At 68.6% G+C, this 16,831-nt stretch carries 11 protein-coding genes; 7 read left to right on the top strand and 4 right to left on the bottom strand.

The features are described 5' to 3' along the window. Window positions 1-186 precede the first annotated feature (186 nt). The 5 genes from NLX85_RS18035 to NLX85_RS18015 all read left to right on the top strand — a co-directional run bounded on the left by NLX85_RS18035 (window position 187) and on the right by NLX85_RS18015 (window position 12,140). Window positions 187-2,106, top strand: a complete 1,920-nt coding sequence (locus tag NLX85_RS18035; protein WP_254336590.1) for an Hsp70 family protein — start codon at window positions 187-189, stop codon at window positions 2,104-2,106. Window positions 2,107-2,453: 347 nt separating this feature from the next. Beyond that, complete coding sequence (locus NLX85_RS18030) at window positions 2,454-4,106, top strand: hypothetical protein (RefSeq protein WP_254336587.1); 1,653 nt, start codon at window positions 2,454-2,456, stop codon at window positions 4,104-4,106. 230 nt (window positions 4,107-4,336) lie between these two features. After that, the gene (locus NLX85_RS18025) at window positions 4,337-7,294 is read left to right on the top strand and encodes a BTAD domain-containing putative transcriptional regulator (RefSeq protein WP_254336585.1); all 2,958 of its coding nucleotides are present in this window, start codon (window positions 4,337-4,339) and stop codon (window positions 7,292-7,294) included. Next, window positions 7,291-8,154 carry a DUF2637 domain-containing protein gene (locus NLX85_RS18020; RefSeq protein ID WP_254336584.1) on the top strand — a complete coding sequence of 288 codons (864 nt, stop codon included), beginning with the start codon at window positions 7,291-7,293 and terminating at the stop codon, window positions 8,152-8,154. The genes NLX85_RS18025 and NLX85_RS18020 overlap by 4 nt, the downstream gene beginning before the upstream one ends. A gap of 500 nt (window positions 8,155-8,654) precedes the next feature. Then, window positions 8,655-12,140 (top strand): tetratricopeptide repeat protein, encoded by a 3,486-nt coding sequence (locus tag NLX85_RS18015; RefSeq protein ID WP_254336582.1) that lies wholly within the window; start codon window positions 8,655-8,657, stop codon window positions 12,138-12,140. On the opposite strand, the gene NLX85_RS18010 is transcribed toward NLX85_RS18015, so the two are convergent. Continuing rightward, on the bottom strand, window positions 12,137-12,679 hold the full coding sequence (locus tag NLX85_RS18010) for a DNA-binding response regulator (RefSeq protein ID WP_254336580.1): 543 nt from the start codon (window positions 12,677-12,679) through the stop codon (window positions 12,137-12,139). The genes NLX85_RS18015 and NLX85_RS18010 overlap by 4 nt on opposite strands. Window positions 12,680-12,901: 222 nt before the next feature. Between NLX85_RS18010 and NLX85_RS18005 the strand changes: the two genes are divergently transcribed. Together NLX85_RS18005 and NLX85_RS18000 are read left to right on the top strand one after the other, a co-directional pair. Continuing rightward, window positions 12,902-13,165, top strand: a complete 264-nt coding sequence (locus tag NLX85_RS18005) for a hypothetical protein (RefSeq protein WP_254336578.1) — start codon at window positions 12,902-12,904, stop codon at window positions 13,163-13,165. A gap of 94 nt (window positions 13,166-13,259) precedes the next feature. Further along, on the top strand, window positions 13,260-13,979 hold the full coding sequence (locus NLX85_RS18000; RefSeq protein WP_254336576.1) for a hypothetical protein: 720 nt from the start codon (window positions 13,260-13,262) through the stop codon (window positions 13,977-13,979). A 339-nt stretch (window positions 13,980-14,318) separates the two neighbouring features. Here the strand turns inward: NLX85_RS18000 and NLX85_RS17995 are convergent, their stop codons facing one another. The 3 genes from NLX85_RS17995 to NLX85_RS17985 all read right to left on the bottom strand — a co-directional run bounded on the left by NLX85_RS17995 (window position 14,319) and on the right by NLX85_RS17985 (window position 16,747). Then, complete coding sequence (locus tag NLX85_RS17995; RefSeq protein WP_254336574.1) at window positions 14,319-14,747, bottom strand: hypothetical protein; 429 nt, start codon at window positions 14,745-14,747, stop codon at window positions 14,319-14,321. A 294-nt stretch (window positions 14,748-15,041) separates the two neighbouring features. Next, window positions 15,042-16,292 carry a hypothetical protein gene (locus tag NLX85_RS17990; protein ID WP_254336573.1) on the bottom strand — a complete coding sequence of 417 codons (1,251 nt, stop codon included), beginning with the start codon at window positions 16,290-16,292 and terminating at the stop codon, window positions 15,042-15,044. A gap of 104 nt (window positions 16,293-16,396) precedes the next feature. Then, window positions 16,397-16,747: a DUF4352 domain-containing protein gene (locus NLX85_RS17985; RefSeq protein ID WP_254336571.1), complete on the bottom strand. Its 351-nt coding sequence runs from the start codon at window positions 16,745-16,747 to the stop codon at window positions 16,397-16,399. Window positions 16,748-16,831 lie beyond the last annotated feature (84 nt).

Below are 16,831 nucleotides of genomic sequence, written 5' to 3'. Positions count from 1 at the left end.
TCTATTGATCGTGCGGTCGTTGGTCAAGTCGTGGTTCGGTCAGGCCCGGTGGCCCCCGCCCGGGTTTCGTCGCCGCAGTGCACCGCACTGCGGTGGTCCGCCACCGCCCGATGCGCGAACCCTGGTCCATGGCGGTGAGTAATTCGCGGGTGACGTGAACGTGATCCTCATGTTTGACTAAGATCTATGCGAGCGGGGCAGGCGCGGCTGGCGATCGACTGCGGAAGCGCCAGCACCAGCGCCGTGGTGGCATGGCCGGACGGCACATGGCAGCCGCTGCTGTTCGACGGGGAACCCGAGCTGCCCAGCGCAGTTCTTCTGTCCACAGACGAGGCGGCGTTGACGGGCCACCAGGCGTGGCAGGCCGCCGCCACTGCCCCTGATCGGTTCATCCCTTCCCCGCGGCAGCCTCCCGACCAGCGGCTGAGCGTCGCCGGCGCGGACGTCGACCCTCTCGACATGGTCGCGGCCACCCTGCGTCGAGTCGCTCAGGAGGCGCAGAAGGTCGCCGGATCCGACATCGAGGATGTGCGGCTGGTCGTGCCAGCAGGGTGGGGTCCACGACGCCGGACGTGGATGCGCCACGCCGCGCACCGGGCAGGCCTGCCGCAACCCACGCTGATCGAGGCGCCGGTGGCAGTCGCCGGGCATCTCCTTGCCGCGGGCGTGCAGCTGCCGGTCGGATCGTTCATCGTGGTCTGTGACGTCGGCGCGGGGGCGGAGGTCAGCGTCCTGCGCCGCGGCCCGGCCGGGTTCGAGGTCCTCGCCACCCTGGCCGACCCGGCCGCCGGCGGCACGGCGATCGACGACGCCCTCGCCGCCCCGCTCGCCGGCACCAGCCCTGCCCAAGGTGACGGTGAACGGTGGGCGCTGCTGGCAAGCGTCCGTACCGGCAAGCACGCCCTGGCCGACCATGTCGCGGTCACGATCCCGCAGCCGCGGGGATCAGCCATCGTGCTGAACGCGGGCCTGCTGGAACAGGCCGCCCACCCGATCCTGCACCGCGCCGCCCAACTGACCACCGAGGCGATCGCGGCCGCGGAGCTCAAGGTCGAAGACCTCGCAGGCGTCTACTGCGTCGGCGGCGTCGCCCGGATGCCGCTGCTGGGAAAGGCGCTCACCGAAACCGCCGGGATAACCCCCGTCGTGCTCGCCGATCCTGGGCTGTCGGCGGCCCGCGGGGCCGCCGACACTGGCGCCGCCGATGCCACTGCCGAGCAGCCGGTGGGGGAGGAGCCGGTACCGCCGGTGCGGCGTGCGGTCGCGATCGCTGTGCCCGGCTTCGCCTCGCTCGGGCTGATCTCCCAGTTCCTGCTCACCCCCGAGTGGAACGGCAGCCTCATGTACAAGTGGGCGCTGCTCAACTGGGGTGAACTCGCCGTGGCCGCCGTCTTCGCCGTCATCGCCAGCCTCGGCGCCGGCACCGTCCTCGCCTCCGCCATCGCCGCCCGCACCAGCCTCACCCCCGGCACACCGTCCAGCCCTGGGTCGCAGACCGGCACCGGAATCCTGGCGTCGGCATCCCTCGGCGTCGCCGTCGCCGGCATGTACGCCGTCCTCGGCAGCCTCTACATCGGCGACCCCGTCGGCGGGTTCCTCCGCTGGACGCTGCTGCCGATCGCCCCGATCATCGCCGCTGCCGCGGTGATGGCCCTCGTCGCCGCCCGACAATGGCGCACCCCACCCGGCGGCTGGTCGAAGTTGCTCGCCTTCCCGACCGGCTCGGTGATCACCGCCGGGCTCGGCATGGCGCTGATCCAGTACTCGCTGACCGCCGACCGCTGGCCGAACATGCTCCTGTGGATCGACCTCGCCGGACGTGTCGGCGGCCTCCTCCTCGGCATCGGTGCGGTCATGGCGGTCGTGTCCCAGCCGATTCTGCGGCTGATCCTCGGCGCGCCACTGGCCGTGATCACCGCCGCCCTCGTCAGCTGGCCCGCCTCGGGGATCCTCGGGGTGATCTACGCGATCGCTGTGGCCGGGTGGTGGCTGCGCCAGCTGTGGACCCGCCTCCTGCGCCAACAAGCCCCACCACCTCATCGCGGCCCGATGAGCCGACGAGCCGCAGCTGGCGACCGCGTAACCGGGTGGGAGCGCGGGGGATGAGGTGGCCACGGCGGGTCGTGTCAGCCGCCTTCGTCTTGACCATGCTGGTTGTACCGCCGTGGCTGTTGACCGCCCTCGCCGGGCCGCCGCTGCCCGCCTGGCCCACCGGGGCGCAGCTGCGGGGCTGGATCGCGGACCCGCTGAACCAACACACCCTCACCGCCGGGCTCACCGCCCTGGCATGGCTCGTGTGGCTGGGCCTGGCCTGCACCGTCGCGGCCACCGCCGCCCGCCGGGCACGCGCCCGCGCCCGATGGCTGCGCCGCCTACCGCTACCCACACCCTGGCAGGCCGCGGCCACAACCGTGGCCGGCGCCGCCGCCCTCAACACCGCCCACATCCCCACCGTGGACACACCGATCCCGCCGGTCTCAGCCTCCACCGGCACCCTCCACCCGCACGGCAGCGCAGCCGACACGCAGGCCGGCGATGGCATCACGTTGCCCGGGGGCTGGCTACCCGACACCACCGCCCAACAGGTCGCCGCCGCGGCAGCCCTGGTGTGGCTACGCCGCCGTCGCGCCTACCAACCCGGGCAACCCTCAACCGACGCCTCGGACCTGACGCCGCTACCGGCCACCATCACCGCCGTCCGCGAAGCCCTCACCGAGGCAGACACCCGGCAGCTGCCCGCCATACCCGCCAGCGCAGCCTTGCCAGCCCTGCCCAGACCTTGCGTCGCCCTCACCGGAGACGGCGCCGCTGACGCCGCCCGCGGCATCCTGCTCACCCGACTCCTCGCCGCACTGCGAGACCCACAAGACACGACCCGGCTGCTCATCACCCACACCGCCCTCACCACCCTCCTGCCCGACCTTCCCACGGACACACAGATCCCAGGCCTGCGCGTTGTCGACACCATCGACCAGGCGGCCGCGCTGCTTGCCTCCCTCATCAACGCACCTCCCGCGCCCGGTGGGGGAGCCGGCCACCCGGACCTGCTGCTGATCACCGACCCGCCGAACGCTCCGACGGCCGCCCAACTCGGGACCTTGCACCAGGCCGGCGCGACCGTCGTGATGCTCGGCGCCGGACCGTCCGGGACCTCCTGGAGCATCGACCGCCACGGCCACATCCGCGACGAGCACACCGGGCGGGCGGGACCCCGGCTCTGCGTCCTCAACCGCACCGCCGCGACGGATCTGCTCGCCGTCATCGCCCACCCCGCCCGTGAACGGCAGCACCCCGTCACCGAACCGGCTCCGCCGCAGCTGCAGCCAGCCGAGACCGGCCACGCCCGGATTCCCCGCCAAGCCGGCAGTGACCGCCGGGCGGCCGCGCCCGACATTCCAGTGGTCACGAACCCCCGTCTTCACGTGCGGGTGCTCGGCCGGCCCGCTCTCCTCGCCGACGGGGAACCCGTCACGATCCGTCGCAGCGCCGCCCTGCAAGTGCTGGTCTTCCTCGCCGTGCATCCCGACGGAGCCACCACCACAGACCTGGTTCAGGCCATCTGGCCCGGGCTGCCCGCCCACACCGTCACCGGTCGCCTCTACACCACCCTCAGCGACCTCCGGGCCGCCATCCGCACCGCCACCGACGCCACCGTCCTCCGACACACCGACGACCGCTACCACCTGGACCCCGATCGAGTCGACGTCGACCTGTGGCGGCTGCACGCCGCCGCCCACCACGCCGCTACCGCCCTCACCGACGCCGCACCCGCCTGGCAAACGGTGATTGACACCTACGCCGGTGACCTCGCCGCTGGTCACACCTGGGCCTGGATCGACCCGCCGCGCGAGGCCACCCGCCGGCTCGTCCTCGACGCCCACGCCAGCGCCGCAGCGGCCCAGATCGATCCCCACCACCGGCTGCGGCTCCTGCAGGACGCCATCCGCGTCGACCCCTACAACCAGACGCTGCACCACCTCGCCGCTGACCAGCTGAACGCGCTGGGCGACGCCGACGCCGCTGCCCGGCTCTTGGACGGCTACCAGAGGCGCCTACAACTCGCTGGCATCGCCGCCAGCGACCAACCCGCGCCCACCTCGCGCTGACCCAGCCGCTCACCCCATCAGCAGCTTGATCTGCCCGTGCAGCCACGTGTCAGGAGCTGTTGCGGGGCGGCGCTGACCTGCGGGTGTGAGGTCGTGTGAGGTCGTGTCAGGTTCTGTCAGCCGTCATCACCGCCCATCACCGCCACGGCCGCCATAGCGTCACGGCACCGTCCAACCCCGCGCACCGGCAGCACCCTCGCCTGCCAGCGCGGGCCACGAGGGGAGGCCAGGTGACGTTCCGAACAGCACGCGCAGCAGCCACCACCACCGTCGTCCTGTCCACAACAGCCGTGCCGGTGATCCTTGCCGCCACCGGCACATGGACCCCGCAGCTACCTTCACCGGCCACCGCTCGGCAGTGGATCGCCCAACCGATGAGCACCGGCTTCGTCATCGTCCTCGCCGAAGCCGCAGCAGTGGCGCTGTGGCTGCTCCTGGCCACCGTCATCCTCACTCACGCCTACGCCGCGCTGGCATGCCGGCTGCGCTTAACGACGACCCTCCGCCTTCCCGGCCCGCTGCAAGGCCTCACCGCGGCGCTGCTCGGCGCCACCGCCGTCACCACCGCCACGGGCGCCACCGCACACGCCAACCCCGCCACCGCCACGACCAGCGGCGGACTGCCGACCGCCGAACCGACCACCACCACGTCCACGTCCCACCACCACGCCAGCCCGGATCCGCGACCAGCCGAGCAGACACCCACCTACACCGTGCGGCGCGGAGACAGCCTCTGCCGCATCGCCGCCCGCACCCTCGGCGACGCCGACCGCTGGCCGGAAATCTTCGCCCTCAACCGCGGCACCCACTTCCCCCACGTCGGCGGCACCCTGCGCGACCCGGACGTCATCTACCCCGGCTGGACCCTCGACCTGCCGGCAGACGCCGACCCACCCCCCACGGCACGCCCGCCTGCTAACACAGCACCACCGAAGGGCGGCAATCCCGACGAGCGTGCGGCGCCGGACTCCGACCCGCGACCGTCACGTCCGGCGCCAGCGCACACCGAACACCCGGCCGCCCCGCAATCCGCCGCCACCACGAACCCCCACGGAAACGCCGCCCAACCCAGCTCAACAGGCAACGCGATCAGCCCAAGGGCAGACACCAGCCGCCCGGCCGAGAAGACTTCCCCAGGCGTGTCGCTTCCTACCGGCAGCTGGGTCGACCTCGGCCTGGCCAGCGCCATCGTCGCCGCCGCCGCACTGGTCTGGGCCCACCGCCGACGCCGCTACGTACCCCGTGCACCTTCCACCCGGCCCCGCCTCGACGACCCCACCCTGATCCCGATGCCGCCGGTGGTCGCCCAGATCCGTCGCGGGCTGCGTCGCGCCACCGCCCGCTACTCACACCTGGGCGATCCGGCACACCGGCGCGCCGACAACCCCTACCCGCACCGGCACACCGCCAGCGAACGGCGCGACCGGACATCGGATCGCGACGACGCGCACCCTGCCGTTGACCAGGCTGAAGATGAAGGCCCGAGGTCGGTCGTGCCGACACTGCACGCCCTGCTGTCGCCGCCGCGGCGTTCGGCCGGACTGGGCCTCACCGGGCCCGGCGCCCACGCCGCCGCCCGCGGACTCCTCACCGCCGCCCTCGCCGCCGGCGGCGCCGAACATCCTGACGCCCGCACCGAGGTGGTCATGCCATCGGCGACCGCAGCGACGCTGCTAGGCACCACCACCGCCAACCTGCCCCGTACGCCGCGGCTGACCGTCACCACCGACCTGGACGAGGCCCTGCGGAACCTCGAAGCGCAGACCATGCACCGCACCCGGCTGCTCCAGCAACACGACGTCGGCACCATCGACGAGCTGCGCGCCGCCAACCCCTACGAAGAACCCGTCCCACCAGTCATGCTGCTGGCCGACCCCAGCGGCGAGCAGGCCCGGATCGCCGCCCTGCTCAACCAGGGCCAACGCCTGAACATCCACGGCGTACTCCTCGGCCACTGGACCGCCGGCGACACCATCACCGTCGACAACGACGGCACCACCGCCTCCGGCGACCGCGACGCCCGGCACACCACCCACCCTGACGAGAATGACCGCCTCACCGTTCTCAACCCGGCCGAGACCCTTGACCTGCTCACGACCCTCGCGGAGTCACACACCGGGCTGCCACAGGTCCCCGTGCCCGCCGAACGCCTATCCGTTGTGTCCGCCGACGCCGCCTACCCGCCGACAGCCGAGACTCCGGCCTCGCCTGCCACCCACACCGAAGGGGCTATCGCCGACTCGACTGCTGACGGCGAAACCCGAGCCGACAAACCCCGCAGCACCGCTTCCGGGCCAGGAGACGGGCACCAGGACAACCCCGCCGTCCAAGCATCCAAGCCCCCTGAGGACTCGCAGGCGCCAGATCAGGCAACCAGCGACAGGGGCAGCGACCCCGAGGACGGCAAGCAAGTGCGGGTCCAGGTGCTGGGCGCACCTACCGTCGTCGGCGCAGACCCGAACCGCACGCCTCGCGCCAAATCCCTCGAACTGCTGGTGTACCTGGCGGTGCACGACGGTGCCGCCTCCAGCGAGGCGATCCTCGACGACCTGCTGCCCGACGCCCCAACCAGCAAAGCCGCCGGCCGGCTCTACACCTACGTCTCCGGACTGCGCGCCGTCCTACGCCACGCTGGCCGATCCGCAGGACACGTCACCCACCCCGACCACCGCTACGTCCTCAACCGAGACCTGCTCGACATCGACCTGTGGCGCATGCGCACAGCCACCCGCGACGCCGCACAGGCCACCGACCCGCACACCCGCGCAGCCGCGCTACGCCGAGCAGTCGACGCCTACACCGGACCCCTCGCCGACGGCTGCGACTACGAATGGATCGAGCCCTACCGGGAGGCAATACGCCAGGAAGCCCTCGACGCGCACCTCGCCCTCACGGACACCCTCACCGGGCAGCCCGCGCAACAACTGAACGTCCTCGACGCCGCCATCACCCACAACCCGCACCACGAAACCCTGTACCAGGCAGCGATGCGAGCCCGCGCCGACCTCGGCGATGTCGAGGGCATCCGGATGCTGCGCCGAACCCTCGCACGCCGGCTCAACGACATCGACGCCGAACCCAGCGACGACACCCTCGCCCTCGCCGACCGGCTCATCGCCGACCTGCGACGCCACAGCAATGCCTCCAGCCACCGCCGTCCGCTCAACACGGAGGGAGGCACCGAATGACCGTGAACACCACGCTCACCTCCAGCAGTGACAACTCACCGGACGCGCTGACTGGTGACGCCACTGACCAACTGCAGCGACTGCGGTGGGCGGTACGGGCAAGCCTCGCCCTCGGCGTCGTCGCGTCAGTGGCCGCGAACGTGCTGCACGCCCGCCCGAACCCGATCAGCCAAATCATTGCCGCGTGGCCCCCTCTGGCCCTGCTGCTCACCGTCGAGCTGATCTCCCGCGCACCCCACCACCGTCGCCTGCTCCGCGCCATCCGCCTCGCCGCGACCGCTGTCATCGCCGCCATCGCCACCTGGGTGAGCTACTGGCACCTCGTCGGCGTCGCCGCACGCTACGGTGAGACCGAACACGGCGCTGCGTACCTACTGCCTATCTCCGTCGACGGGCTCGTCATCGTCGCCAGCGTCAGCCTCGTCGAGATCACCGCCAGGATCCACGCCGCGACGCTGGGGAAAGCCCTGGTCACACCGCCAACAGCGCCACCCCTAGCCGAACAATCACCAGCCACGACCGTCACCCGCTCGACCCGCACTCGGGTGCCTCGCGGCGCCACGCACCACGACCCGGCCCAAGACACGCCGCCGACACGGCCATCTGAAGCGTCGCAGCCAGGATCTACGGACAACAACGGCGCGAGCAGGCCGGCGCTGCCGCACGCGGCCCCGGACACCAACCCAGACGACGTGCCGGCCGACACCGCCCCAGCCGTCGCCTACTGGCGGCGACGCGACCCCACGCTGCACCCGGCCGAAATCGCCGCGCGAATCGGCAGGTCTGAGCGCACCGTCCGCCGCCACTGGCCATCACCCGGCAAGCAACGGCTCCAGCAGACGTCAACGGCACCTCGCTGACCGCCCTCGCTGACACCTGTCCGCGCGCGGGTCACCGCACAGTCCTCCCAGAGTCCAACTCGCACAGCCTCCAGCGGACTGACGGCGATGAGCGGAGGCAAGTACGGGTGCCCAACCGCCAGCGGTCTTTAAAGCGCCCTTACCCGCGATGCGGCGTCGACGGTGCCACGCATGCGCCCATCTGATTGCCCAATAGCCGTGCGAGCCGACCCAGAAAATTGGCATTCCGTTGCTGTTTCAGCATTGCGTTGACGCCGCGAATGTCTTATGACGGGGCCAGTCCAGTGCTTCTTCTGGTCACCGGCCAAGGAGCAGGCTGAGCCTCGAGCCGGATCGCGAGCCGCGTCGCCGCCAGGCCGGAGAACCATCCGCCTCCAGGCCCCTGCACGAGGTCTGGTACGTCGCATGCACCACTCAGGCGCCGGGTGTCCTGTTGGGGTGACGGATCCGGACGGTATGGATGATTTTATTGATGTTGCTCAGCGCCTACCTTCTCCGACATGGGGCAACTGATCGATCGGCCGGAATGGGAAGAAGAGCGTGGCTTCGCTCACCGTCACCTGCTGGACGGCCTGGAATCTCACCTCTCCCCTCAGCGGTACAACCTTCAGTTCGGCGGATGGTTCGACGACGGCCGCAGTGGCAGCCCGGTGGCTCGGGTGTTGCGTCATCCACCCACCGAGCAGCTCATTCTGAAGTTCTGCGCTTCGGGGCGACGTGCCGAGCAGTTGAGTCTGGCGCAGCGTCCTCGAAACGCGTTCGTTAAGCGGCATCTGGCCCAGCTCGAGGGAGAGGTGTTCAGCCTCGGCAGGAGCGATGCCTACGCCACGTTCATGCGCGTCGCCGGCGGGAACCTGGAGGACTATCGGTCGTTGGCGCAGCTGCGCGAAGAGAATCCGGCCAGGAACGACATCAAATATCGCTCGATTGTCAAGGCGGTGATCGGCGAGTGGAACGACGGCGGTCCGAAGCACGTGCGGCGCACTGTTCGATCGATTGTCTGCGGCCTTGTCGGGCGCCGCCGAGGCAACGTCATCCGATGGGCCCGCACCGTGCACGATCTCGGTAGTCGGGTACCGCTCGACTTTCTGACCGGAGCGCGCGGCCGATGGGTGGTCAAGGACTTGCTAGTCGGCAAAGCGCACGGTGACCTGTCCGGTCGAAACATCCTCATCCGGTCGAAACCGAAAGTGCGCAGCAACGACTTCGAGCTCATCGACTACGACCACTACTCCGAGGATGCCCCGCTGGCACGCGACCCGATGCACCTCCTGGTGGCCCTCGCTCTCGATGACTTTGGTCGCCTGCAATCCGATGGCCCGGACCTCATCAGGGCCATCGTCGACCCGTACCAGGCGCGTGTGTCAGGACGGGTGGCCTACTTCCAGGAGATTAGCCGTGCCGTCCACGATGCGTGTGTCGCCAGCTTCCCGACAAGGGCGGGCCTCGGCAACCTCTGGTCGCCGCAGTGCCTGCTGGCGCTCGTCGGCGTCGCGCTGCTTCGCGTCGGTCGCACCATCACCACGGCGGATCCCGAGGGGGCCCGACGCTGGTGCTATAACCTCGCCGCCGCAGCAGCCGAAAGGTACTGCGAGCAGTTCGGCGGCACGACGTCGTCCGGCGTCCCTCCGACGACCGGACGACGCGAGATCATTGACCGGTACTTCGAGCAGGAGTTGCTGACCCACCAGCTGACCTACGGTCCGCATGGAGTGCTGCCGGTCCAAGGACTAAGCGGCGTCGGAAAGAGCAAGCTGGTCGACACAGTCATTACGACGCTGGGCCCGACGGTGAGGTCAGTTCGGCGGCACGCCACGCCGGACTACCGTTTCGACGTTCCCACGCTAATCGAGCTGATCAGCGGCGAGCCAGCGAGCGTCGCCGGTGGGCCGGGCGCAGCACTGGTCCGGCTCGAGGCGGTGCTGAGGAAAGCGCGGGATCCGGTCGTCATCGCGATCGAGTCCGCAGAGCAACTTGTCGACCCGGACACTCGGCGACTGGTAGATCTCGGACTGGACGAGGCGTTCACGCTACTTAACACCGCCGAGGACCACCGAGTGTCAGTGGTCCTTGAAACGCCCGACGAAGGGCTTGCGGCGGTCGGGTCTCACGAGGAACCGGTCCGGCTGCCCGGGCTGGACCTCGACGACTTCTTCGACCTGCTCCATGACATCGACAGAGGTAACCGACTCAGGCTGGACGAGCTGTCCTCCGACGAACGCCACGACTTGTGGCAGTGCACCCACGGCTTCCCGCGGATCGGTGAGCTGGTGTACGTGACCGTGCGTCACACCAGCTTGCCCTTACCGGCGCTAGTCCGAGGGCTGCGGGAGCACCAGGGCGAAGCGAGGACCTATCTGATCCACGCGCTCACCGACGGGATGCACCCGCTCTTGCAGCGCGTGATCCGGGCACTGGCTGCGGTCGGCACGCCGGTTCCGGTTCAGGTGATGCACGACGTGCTTAACGACCTCCAGCCGGACCAGGTACAGCAAGCGCTTTGGAACCTGCGCGACGACCATCTGCTGCGACACGAGTCGGAGCTGTTCTTCCTGCCCGACGCGGACGCGCGGGCCGTTCTAGACCACACGCCGGAGCCGGATCGTCGACGGCTGTCCTACACGGCCGCCAAGGCTCTGAAACGGTACGCCGTGCCGGCACCCCGCACCCTTGCGGACCTGCGTTATCACCTCGCCGTGGTGCGGGCGCTGGTGGCCGCAGGAACGTTTCCCCTGGCGCTACGTGTGATGGAAGACGTCGACATGCTTCTACGGCAGTGGAACTGCACCCCCGTTCTGTTGCTGCAGCGGATCGCGGTACGCGGCCGGCTCGGCAGTCCCGAGCTAGAGAAGATCAACGAAAACGCGCTCGGTGGCATCTACCTCGCCATCGGCGCACTCACGGAGGCGAACGACGCCTACGAGTGCGCGCTGAACCTGGCTGGAGCTGACGCGGAACCGCACGTGCTAGCCCGGCTTAAGACGAATCTGGCCACGGCGAATTGGCAGTCGAACAACGTCGAGAAGGCGCGCGCCGGCCACGCGGAAGCGCTGCTGCAGGCGACCGAGGCGAATGACGCAATCGCGCGGATGGGCGCGATGAACGGTCTGGCCGACTACCACCGCCGCAGGGGTGAGTACGCGGAGGCGATCGGGCGCGCCACCGAGGCCTTCCAGATTTTTCGATCACTTAACTTCCCCGGCTCCCGGGGAGCGGACGTGGAGGGCCGCACACTTGCGGTCGGCCTGGCGGTCCGGTTGTCCCGTTGGCATGCCGAACAGGCGGATCTCGAACAGGCACACGTTTGGCTGGATGAGATCCGCGCGATTACGGAGCACGGCGACCCCTGGCATCGCGCTACCTACCTGGACGCGCTGGCCGACCTGCAGCTCTTCGAAGGACTTCCAACCGGCGCGGTCGACGGTGCGATCGAGACCGCGGGCCGTGCCGTGGACCTCGCCTTCACGGTGCAGGATCGGGCGACGCTGCTACAGGCCCGCACCACACTGTGCGTCGCGCACCTTCGCGCCGGCCGAACGTCCGAAGCGGCGACGTCCATCACGCGTGCGGGCTGGCATCGACCGCGTGGCCGACACCTGGTGGTGCTGGGACTCGAGGCGCTCACCAAACGCATTACCGACGATCCTGGCGCCGCAAGCGACCTCTTCGACGACCTGCGAGAAGAGGCTGCCAACCGCATCGCCAAAGACACCGGCGTCCGTTTCACGTCGGGTAGGCTCGTCGAGATCGGTCGGGCCGACTTCGGCGCCCGGCACTTCCAGGGCTTCGCCCTGTGCGGTCTATTCCTGGCCGGCCGCGCCACCTTGGAATCGGCGCTCACGTCGTTCCGGATGCCGGAACTCGCCAGTCCACCACGCGCACAGGGTCTGGTCGACCGGATGGCGTTCATGCTGGAGCGTCTGGACGAGACTGCGCCCCGGCCCGGGGCCCTGCAACCAGTGATCGCCGCCCTCCGCGACTCCTAGATCCAGCCTTTGTCTCGAGCCAGCATGATTGCGTCGATGCGGTTTCGGGCGCCGATGTCTCTGTAGAGGGCGGTCAGCAGCCGGAACATCGCACGTTCGGAGTACCCGACCCTGTCGGCGAGCTGGGCGACCGTCACGCCCGACGCTAGCTGTCGCAGCCAACCGATGCGATCGGGCGGCACGACCTGCGGGCTCTCCGGCGGGACGCCGGCGGCGAGCCGCGCCGCTACCTCTGCAGGCAGGACTGCGTGACCGTCCATAGTCGCGATGACGGTCCGCTGGAGCGCGTCCCCGGCGATGTTGCGCGGCAGCACCGACCGCGCACCGGCCCGGGCCGCCCGCACCCCCTGCTCGATCGAGTCGGCGTCGATGAGCACCATGATCGGCAGCGTGACCTGGGCGTCGTGCAGCCGGGCCAAGAGCCGCCACTCGGAGTCGCGCGTCAGCGTCAAGAGCACCAGTGCAGATGTGCGCCTGCGCGCCCACCGAACGAGGTCCGACGGCGTCTCCGCCTGGTGACCAGCGGCACTGAGCACCATGGCGACCCCCTCCCGGAACAGTGGCAGGGGATCGATGACTGCGACACGTGCCGTGGCATGATCCCTTCTTCGTATGGGCCTTCAGACCGAGGATCATCCCGTACCGATCTCGCACCGACCGACGATGACACGATCGCGACTCAACCTGTCAGGATCCTGTCGCATAGTTCGTCATGGACCGGCGCCATTCGACGTTCCTACCGTGTGCGGTGGGGGGTCATCATGGTTTACGGCGTAACCGGAAGGCAGATCCACCTGAGCCTGCCGCTGCCCGAGCTGCGGGCACTGGCCCGTTCGATCAACGAACAGCCCTCGCGTGAGATCTGCGACGCGATCGTCGCCGCCGCGGCGGCGATGGTGAGGCGGTCCCAGTCCGGGCCGGTCGACCCGTACTGGCTGCACGCGGAGGTGCAGCAGAATCACCCGAGCGTTTCGATAGGTCAGGTCGCCTGGGTGCTGCTGGCTTGGCTTCAGGTTCCGCGGTGACGTCGACCTCTTGGCTGAATTGACCAAAGGTGGCAGGGTCGGCGCCATGAGGTCCGACGCTCGGCGTCCTCGCGACTTGATGGCCCTCGGGTCTGTGCTCTTTCTGCTCGCCCTGAGCTCTGCGGTCGCCGGCTTCGTCGTCATCCGCAGCTCGCCCACATCGTCCGGGCCATCGTTCGAGATCGGCAAATGGCTGCTGCAACTCGCCACCGTCTTCACCGGCGGCGGGTTCATCACCGCTGTCTTCCGCCAAGTCGAGGTCACCCGGACGAAGCGTGAGGCCTGGACCACAATGCTCCAGGATGTGGTCGTCGCCCAGGATGCTCTGGAAGGCGCGTTCATGCGACTGATCTCGAACACCAACGCCGAGACGTACACGGACATGATTGAGAAGTGCCGTGAGATGCGTGCCATGCTGCGACGGATCATCGCCCTGCCCGAGGCGTACGACCGCCCCGGTGATCTGAGGCGTCATGTTCAGGGGATGCGGAACTACCTGAAACCGTTGATCCAGGAGTACGAGAGTCACTACCTGCGCGTCATGATGCAGGGCAAGCTCGACGAAAAAGTCCTCGAGGCGAGGCTGGAGGAGCTTGCAAAAGACGCCCGGCCGCTCCTGCCGACGGATCTTCTGCAACCGATGTGCGTCGGCAACCTACTCCGCGACGCGCAGGAGTTCCCGGCGTTGGCGGCTTGCCTCAATGACTTCAACGACAGTGAAATCCAGTTTAAAGAGGACAGTGACTTGGATAGCGCATACGAGAGCTTGAAGCTCCACCTGCAGAGAGTCGCTGGCGTTGACAGGCGTAGGTGAGTTGCGCTCCTCATCCCTCCGCCCCAATGGCGGCTACGTCGTGTCTGCTGTCTCTCGGCCGCAGGCCCGGTCTCGATCTCGCCATCTCATGCCGACCAGCGGGCAATTTCTTGGCCGCTACTCGCTGTCGGAGCGATCCTGCAAGCGTTGCCCCGAATCCTGATCTAGGACGATGTACCGCCCCACTCGTGGACCGCCTCTCACCGTAACTACGAACGACGCGACCCGGATCCGACAACTCCGGTCGACATCAACCCAGCCAAGATCCGGCTTACTCTCATGGCCGCAATCCGCTCGCTCTGTCACCGAACCATCGCAGTTGCTCGCGACGCAAGCTGATCATCGGCCGTCCAGGATTGAAACGCGGACAAAGTAAGAAGCGCTCGCGGCAGGCTGGACGCTGTAGGTCACCCGGCGGATCTGGCGGTCGTCTAAGTAGAGTGCTACCTCCTGGAGCGCTCCGAGGTGAGAAAGGTCCATGCTGGTTGGGTGACTCTTGTCTTGGAGAACGTCCCCGATTCCACCGAGATAGTTGGTTGCGTCTCCAGGAGGACCGCCTGCCGGCGCTCGAACAACTACATCAAGCGCGATGTCGGCGCTTGCGATCGCCCAGCCGACTTGCCGTGACGCTGCGGCTGCTGCTTCCAATAGGGCTCGGACACTTCCGTGGTGCTTGTGGCTGGCGGCCAGCATGGATTTGGCTTCGTTCTTGATCGGTGGCCATCCTGGTACGTCGAAGGCGATCTCGAGGGCGCCGTCCGGGTTCATCGGCTCAGTGTCGGCGGATTGACGCGGTATCGGAAGGTCAGGCGCCGATCGCGCGCCAGGAGGCGCCACCGGCAAGGTTCGGAAAGCAGCGCTCGGGACCCCAGAGGAAAGCCCGGTTCAACCGGGCGCTCGGCCGTAGCGTCCTGTAGATCGAGAGCAACGGAAGGACCTCAAGACGCAGGTGGCAGCTGACGGGACCAGGACGGTGCAAGTGAAGCCTGTCGAGGCATACCGAGCCCGAGACTCTGGTCCCGGCCCATTGGAGAGCCCACATGACGCACGGTCGGCACCCACTCAGTCCCGCTCGTCGCGCTCCTCGTCGTCCCCGCGCCGACGGAGCGTTCGCTCAGCGAACCGGCTGGAGAGCTTGCCCGTCGCCCATTTGGCCCGGCCGAGGGTCTGGTCGCCAAGGCGCCTGGCGGCACCAACGCCGTCTGCTCCCGCCTCGAGCGCCTTGTCCCTCGCCTCCTTGGCCGCGTCAGTCCATCGTCTTGCCTCCGATGACTGTCGATCGCCCTCGATTCCGAGGCGCCCGTGGAACTCGACGATGGCGATCGAGACATGGTTGCTCGACTTCACCACAGCCGGGGAGTCCATCGGATTCAGCAGTACCTTGGCGTTGGCCTTTCCCGCGGCCGCCTCCATGCGGGCCAGCAGACGCTCGGTGCACCGGGAGATGAGTTCCAGCCGGTTCTGCCGGGCGGCCCTCAGCCCGAGGCGATGCCCGTCCAACTCTCCCGGCGACGCGTCCAGCACCCGGTCGAGTTCGAGCACGGCGATCGCGTCCTGCAGCTGGAAACAGCGGGCCAGGACAGCGAGCCACTCCTGTCCCTTGGACTCTGCTTCCTTGGCCGCCTTCGCGAGATCGCCGATCGTGGTCTTGTGCTCCAGCTTCTCCGCGAGCGCGTCGAGTTGACGCAACGCGTACGCCTGGGTTTCTGCGATCGTTGTCGGCGCGCCCTGCACCTTCGACCATGTGACTTCGTCGACCCGGCCCCGCTGCTCGCGGATGGGCATGGACTCCTCGATGACGAAGCCCACGCCGATCATGCGGGCCAACACGGCGTCCTTCTGGGCGCGGAGCACATCGTCGACCTTCTCGTCGATCGTGGCGAGATAGTCCGTGATCTCTTTCATGCTCTGTTGCATCGCAACCTGCGCCATGATCCCCGCAGCACCGGCCAGCAGCGCCGGGTTGCCCGCGATCGCCCCAGGCCCCTTCGAGATCTGGAGCCATTTCTTGATCGAGCCCGGCTGCCCCAGCATCGCATGGTGCACGCCCGGAGTTTTGCTCTGCATCAGCCCGTACTTGTGGACAGCCTGCGCGGACTCCTTGGTCAGCTGCACCCAGCGACCCGAGTTTGCGGCAATCTCGGAACCCGCCTGTGCCGCGGCCGCCCCGGCATTGAGGACAGATCCGAGCCGGTGCAGTCCGAGGTCCCTCGACGGCAGTCCTTCGGAGACGAGGAAGCGTTCGACAGCCGTCGGGTGTCCGATGACCGCCAGTCCATCGCCGTCACTGATCAGCTGAATCTCGTCTTCCATTGTTTGCTCCTGACGTACGTGCGGGGGAAACAGCTCTGCACAGTTGAGGGAGTAGCGCGGGCTGGCGTGTCGAAACCGGGTAGGTGTCGAGGCCTTCTGGCCTGTCAGGGCGTGACGACAGCGTCCTCGGCCAAGGTGAAAATGCCGGCGGCTATCGTGATGGCCCTCAGCTTCGTGCCCATGGGAACCTCGAAGTAGACGTTCGCTTTCACCGAGTTGCCAGGGATGATCTCGTCGAGGAAGCCCTTGGCGTCGTCGTTGCCGTAGAGGGCGGCCTCTCCGTCGACGTCATGCTCGCGGCCGGAGGCGTCCAAGGCGGTGATGGTGCCGTCGGCGTGGAACACCTGGCCGGGCGGCGACGGGAACTGTCCGGCAGGGACCTGCGGGAACTGGGCGGTCGGCGGCATCGGCTGCTGGCCGGGCTGGTTCTGGGCAGGGTCATAGGGGGTGGTCATGGGTGCGGAGGTCTCCCAGGCTGCATGGCGCGCTGCCCCGTATCGAGCGCGCTACCCTCGACGCTCTCACAGCGTTTCCACAGA

Origin of the sequence: Micromonospora sp. A3M-1-15 (assembly GCF_024213425.1) — a bacterium.
Classification (GTDB): domain Bacteria; phylum Actinomycetota; class Actinomycetes; order Mycobacteriales; family Micromonosporaceae; genus Micromonospora; species Micromonospora chersina.
Note: the sequence above shows the minus strand (reverse complement) of the source record. Positions and strands in the feature narration are given on the sequence as shown.

Coding starts and splice junctions, on each gene's coding strand:
- NLX85_RS18035 (WP_254336590.1), top strand. CDS start 187: ATGCGAGCGGGGCAGGCGCGGCTGGCGATCGACTGCGGAAGCGCCAGC.
- NLX85_RS18020 (WP_254336584.1), top strand. CDS start 7,291: ATGACCGTGAACACCACGCTCACCTCCAGCAGTGACAACTCACCGGAC.
- NLX85_RS18015 (WP_254336582.1), top strand. CDS start 8,655: ATGGGGCAACTGATCGATCGGCCGGAATGGGAAGAAGAGCGTGGCTTC.
- NLX85_RS18010 (WP_254336580.1), bottom strand. CDS start 12,679: ATGGTGCTCAGTGCCGCTGGTCACCAGGCGGAGACGCCGTCGGACCTC.
- NLX85_RS18005 (WP_254336578.1), top strand. CDS start 12,902: ATGGTTTACGGCGTAACCGGAAGGCAGATCCACCTGAGCCTGCCGCTG.
- NLX85_RS17995 (WP_254336574.1), bottom strand. CDS start 14,747: ATGAACCCGGACGGCGCCCTCGAGATCGCCTTCGACGTACCAGGATGG.
- NLX85_RS17990 (WP_254336573.1), bottom strand. CDS start 16,292: ATGGAAGACGAGATTCAGCTGATCAGTGACGGCGATGGACTGGCGGTC.
- NLX85_RS17985 (WP_254336571.1), bottom strand. CDS start 16,747: ATGACCACCCCCTATGACCCTGCCCAGAACCAGCCCGGCCAGCAGCCG.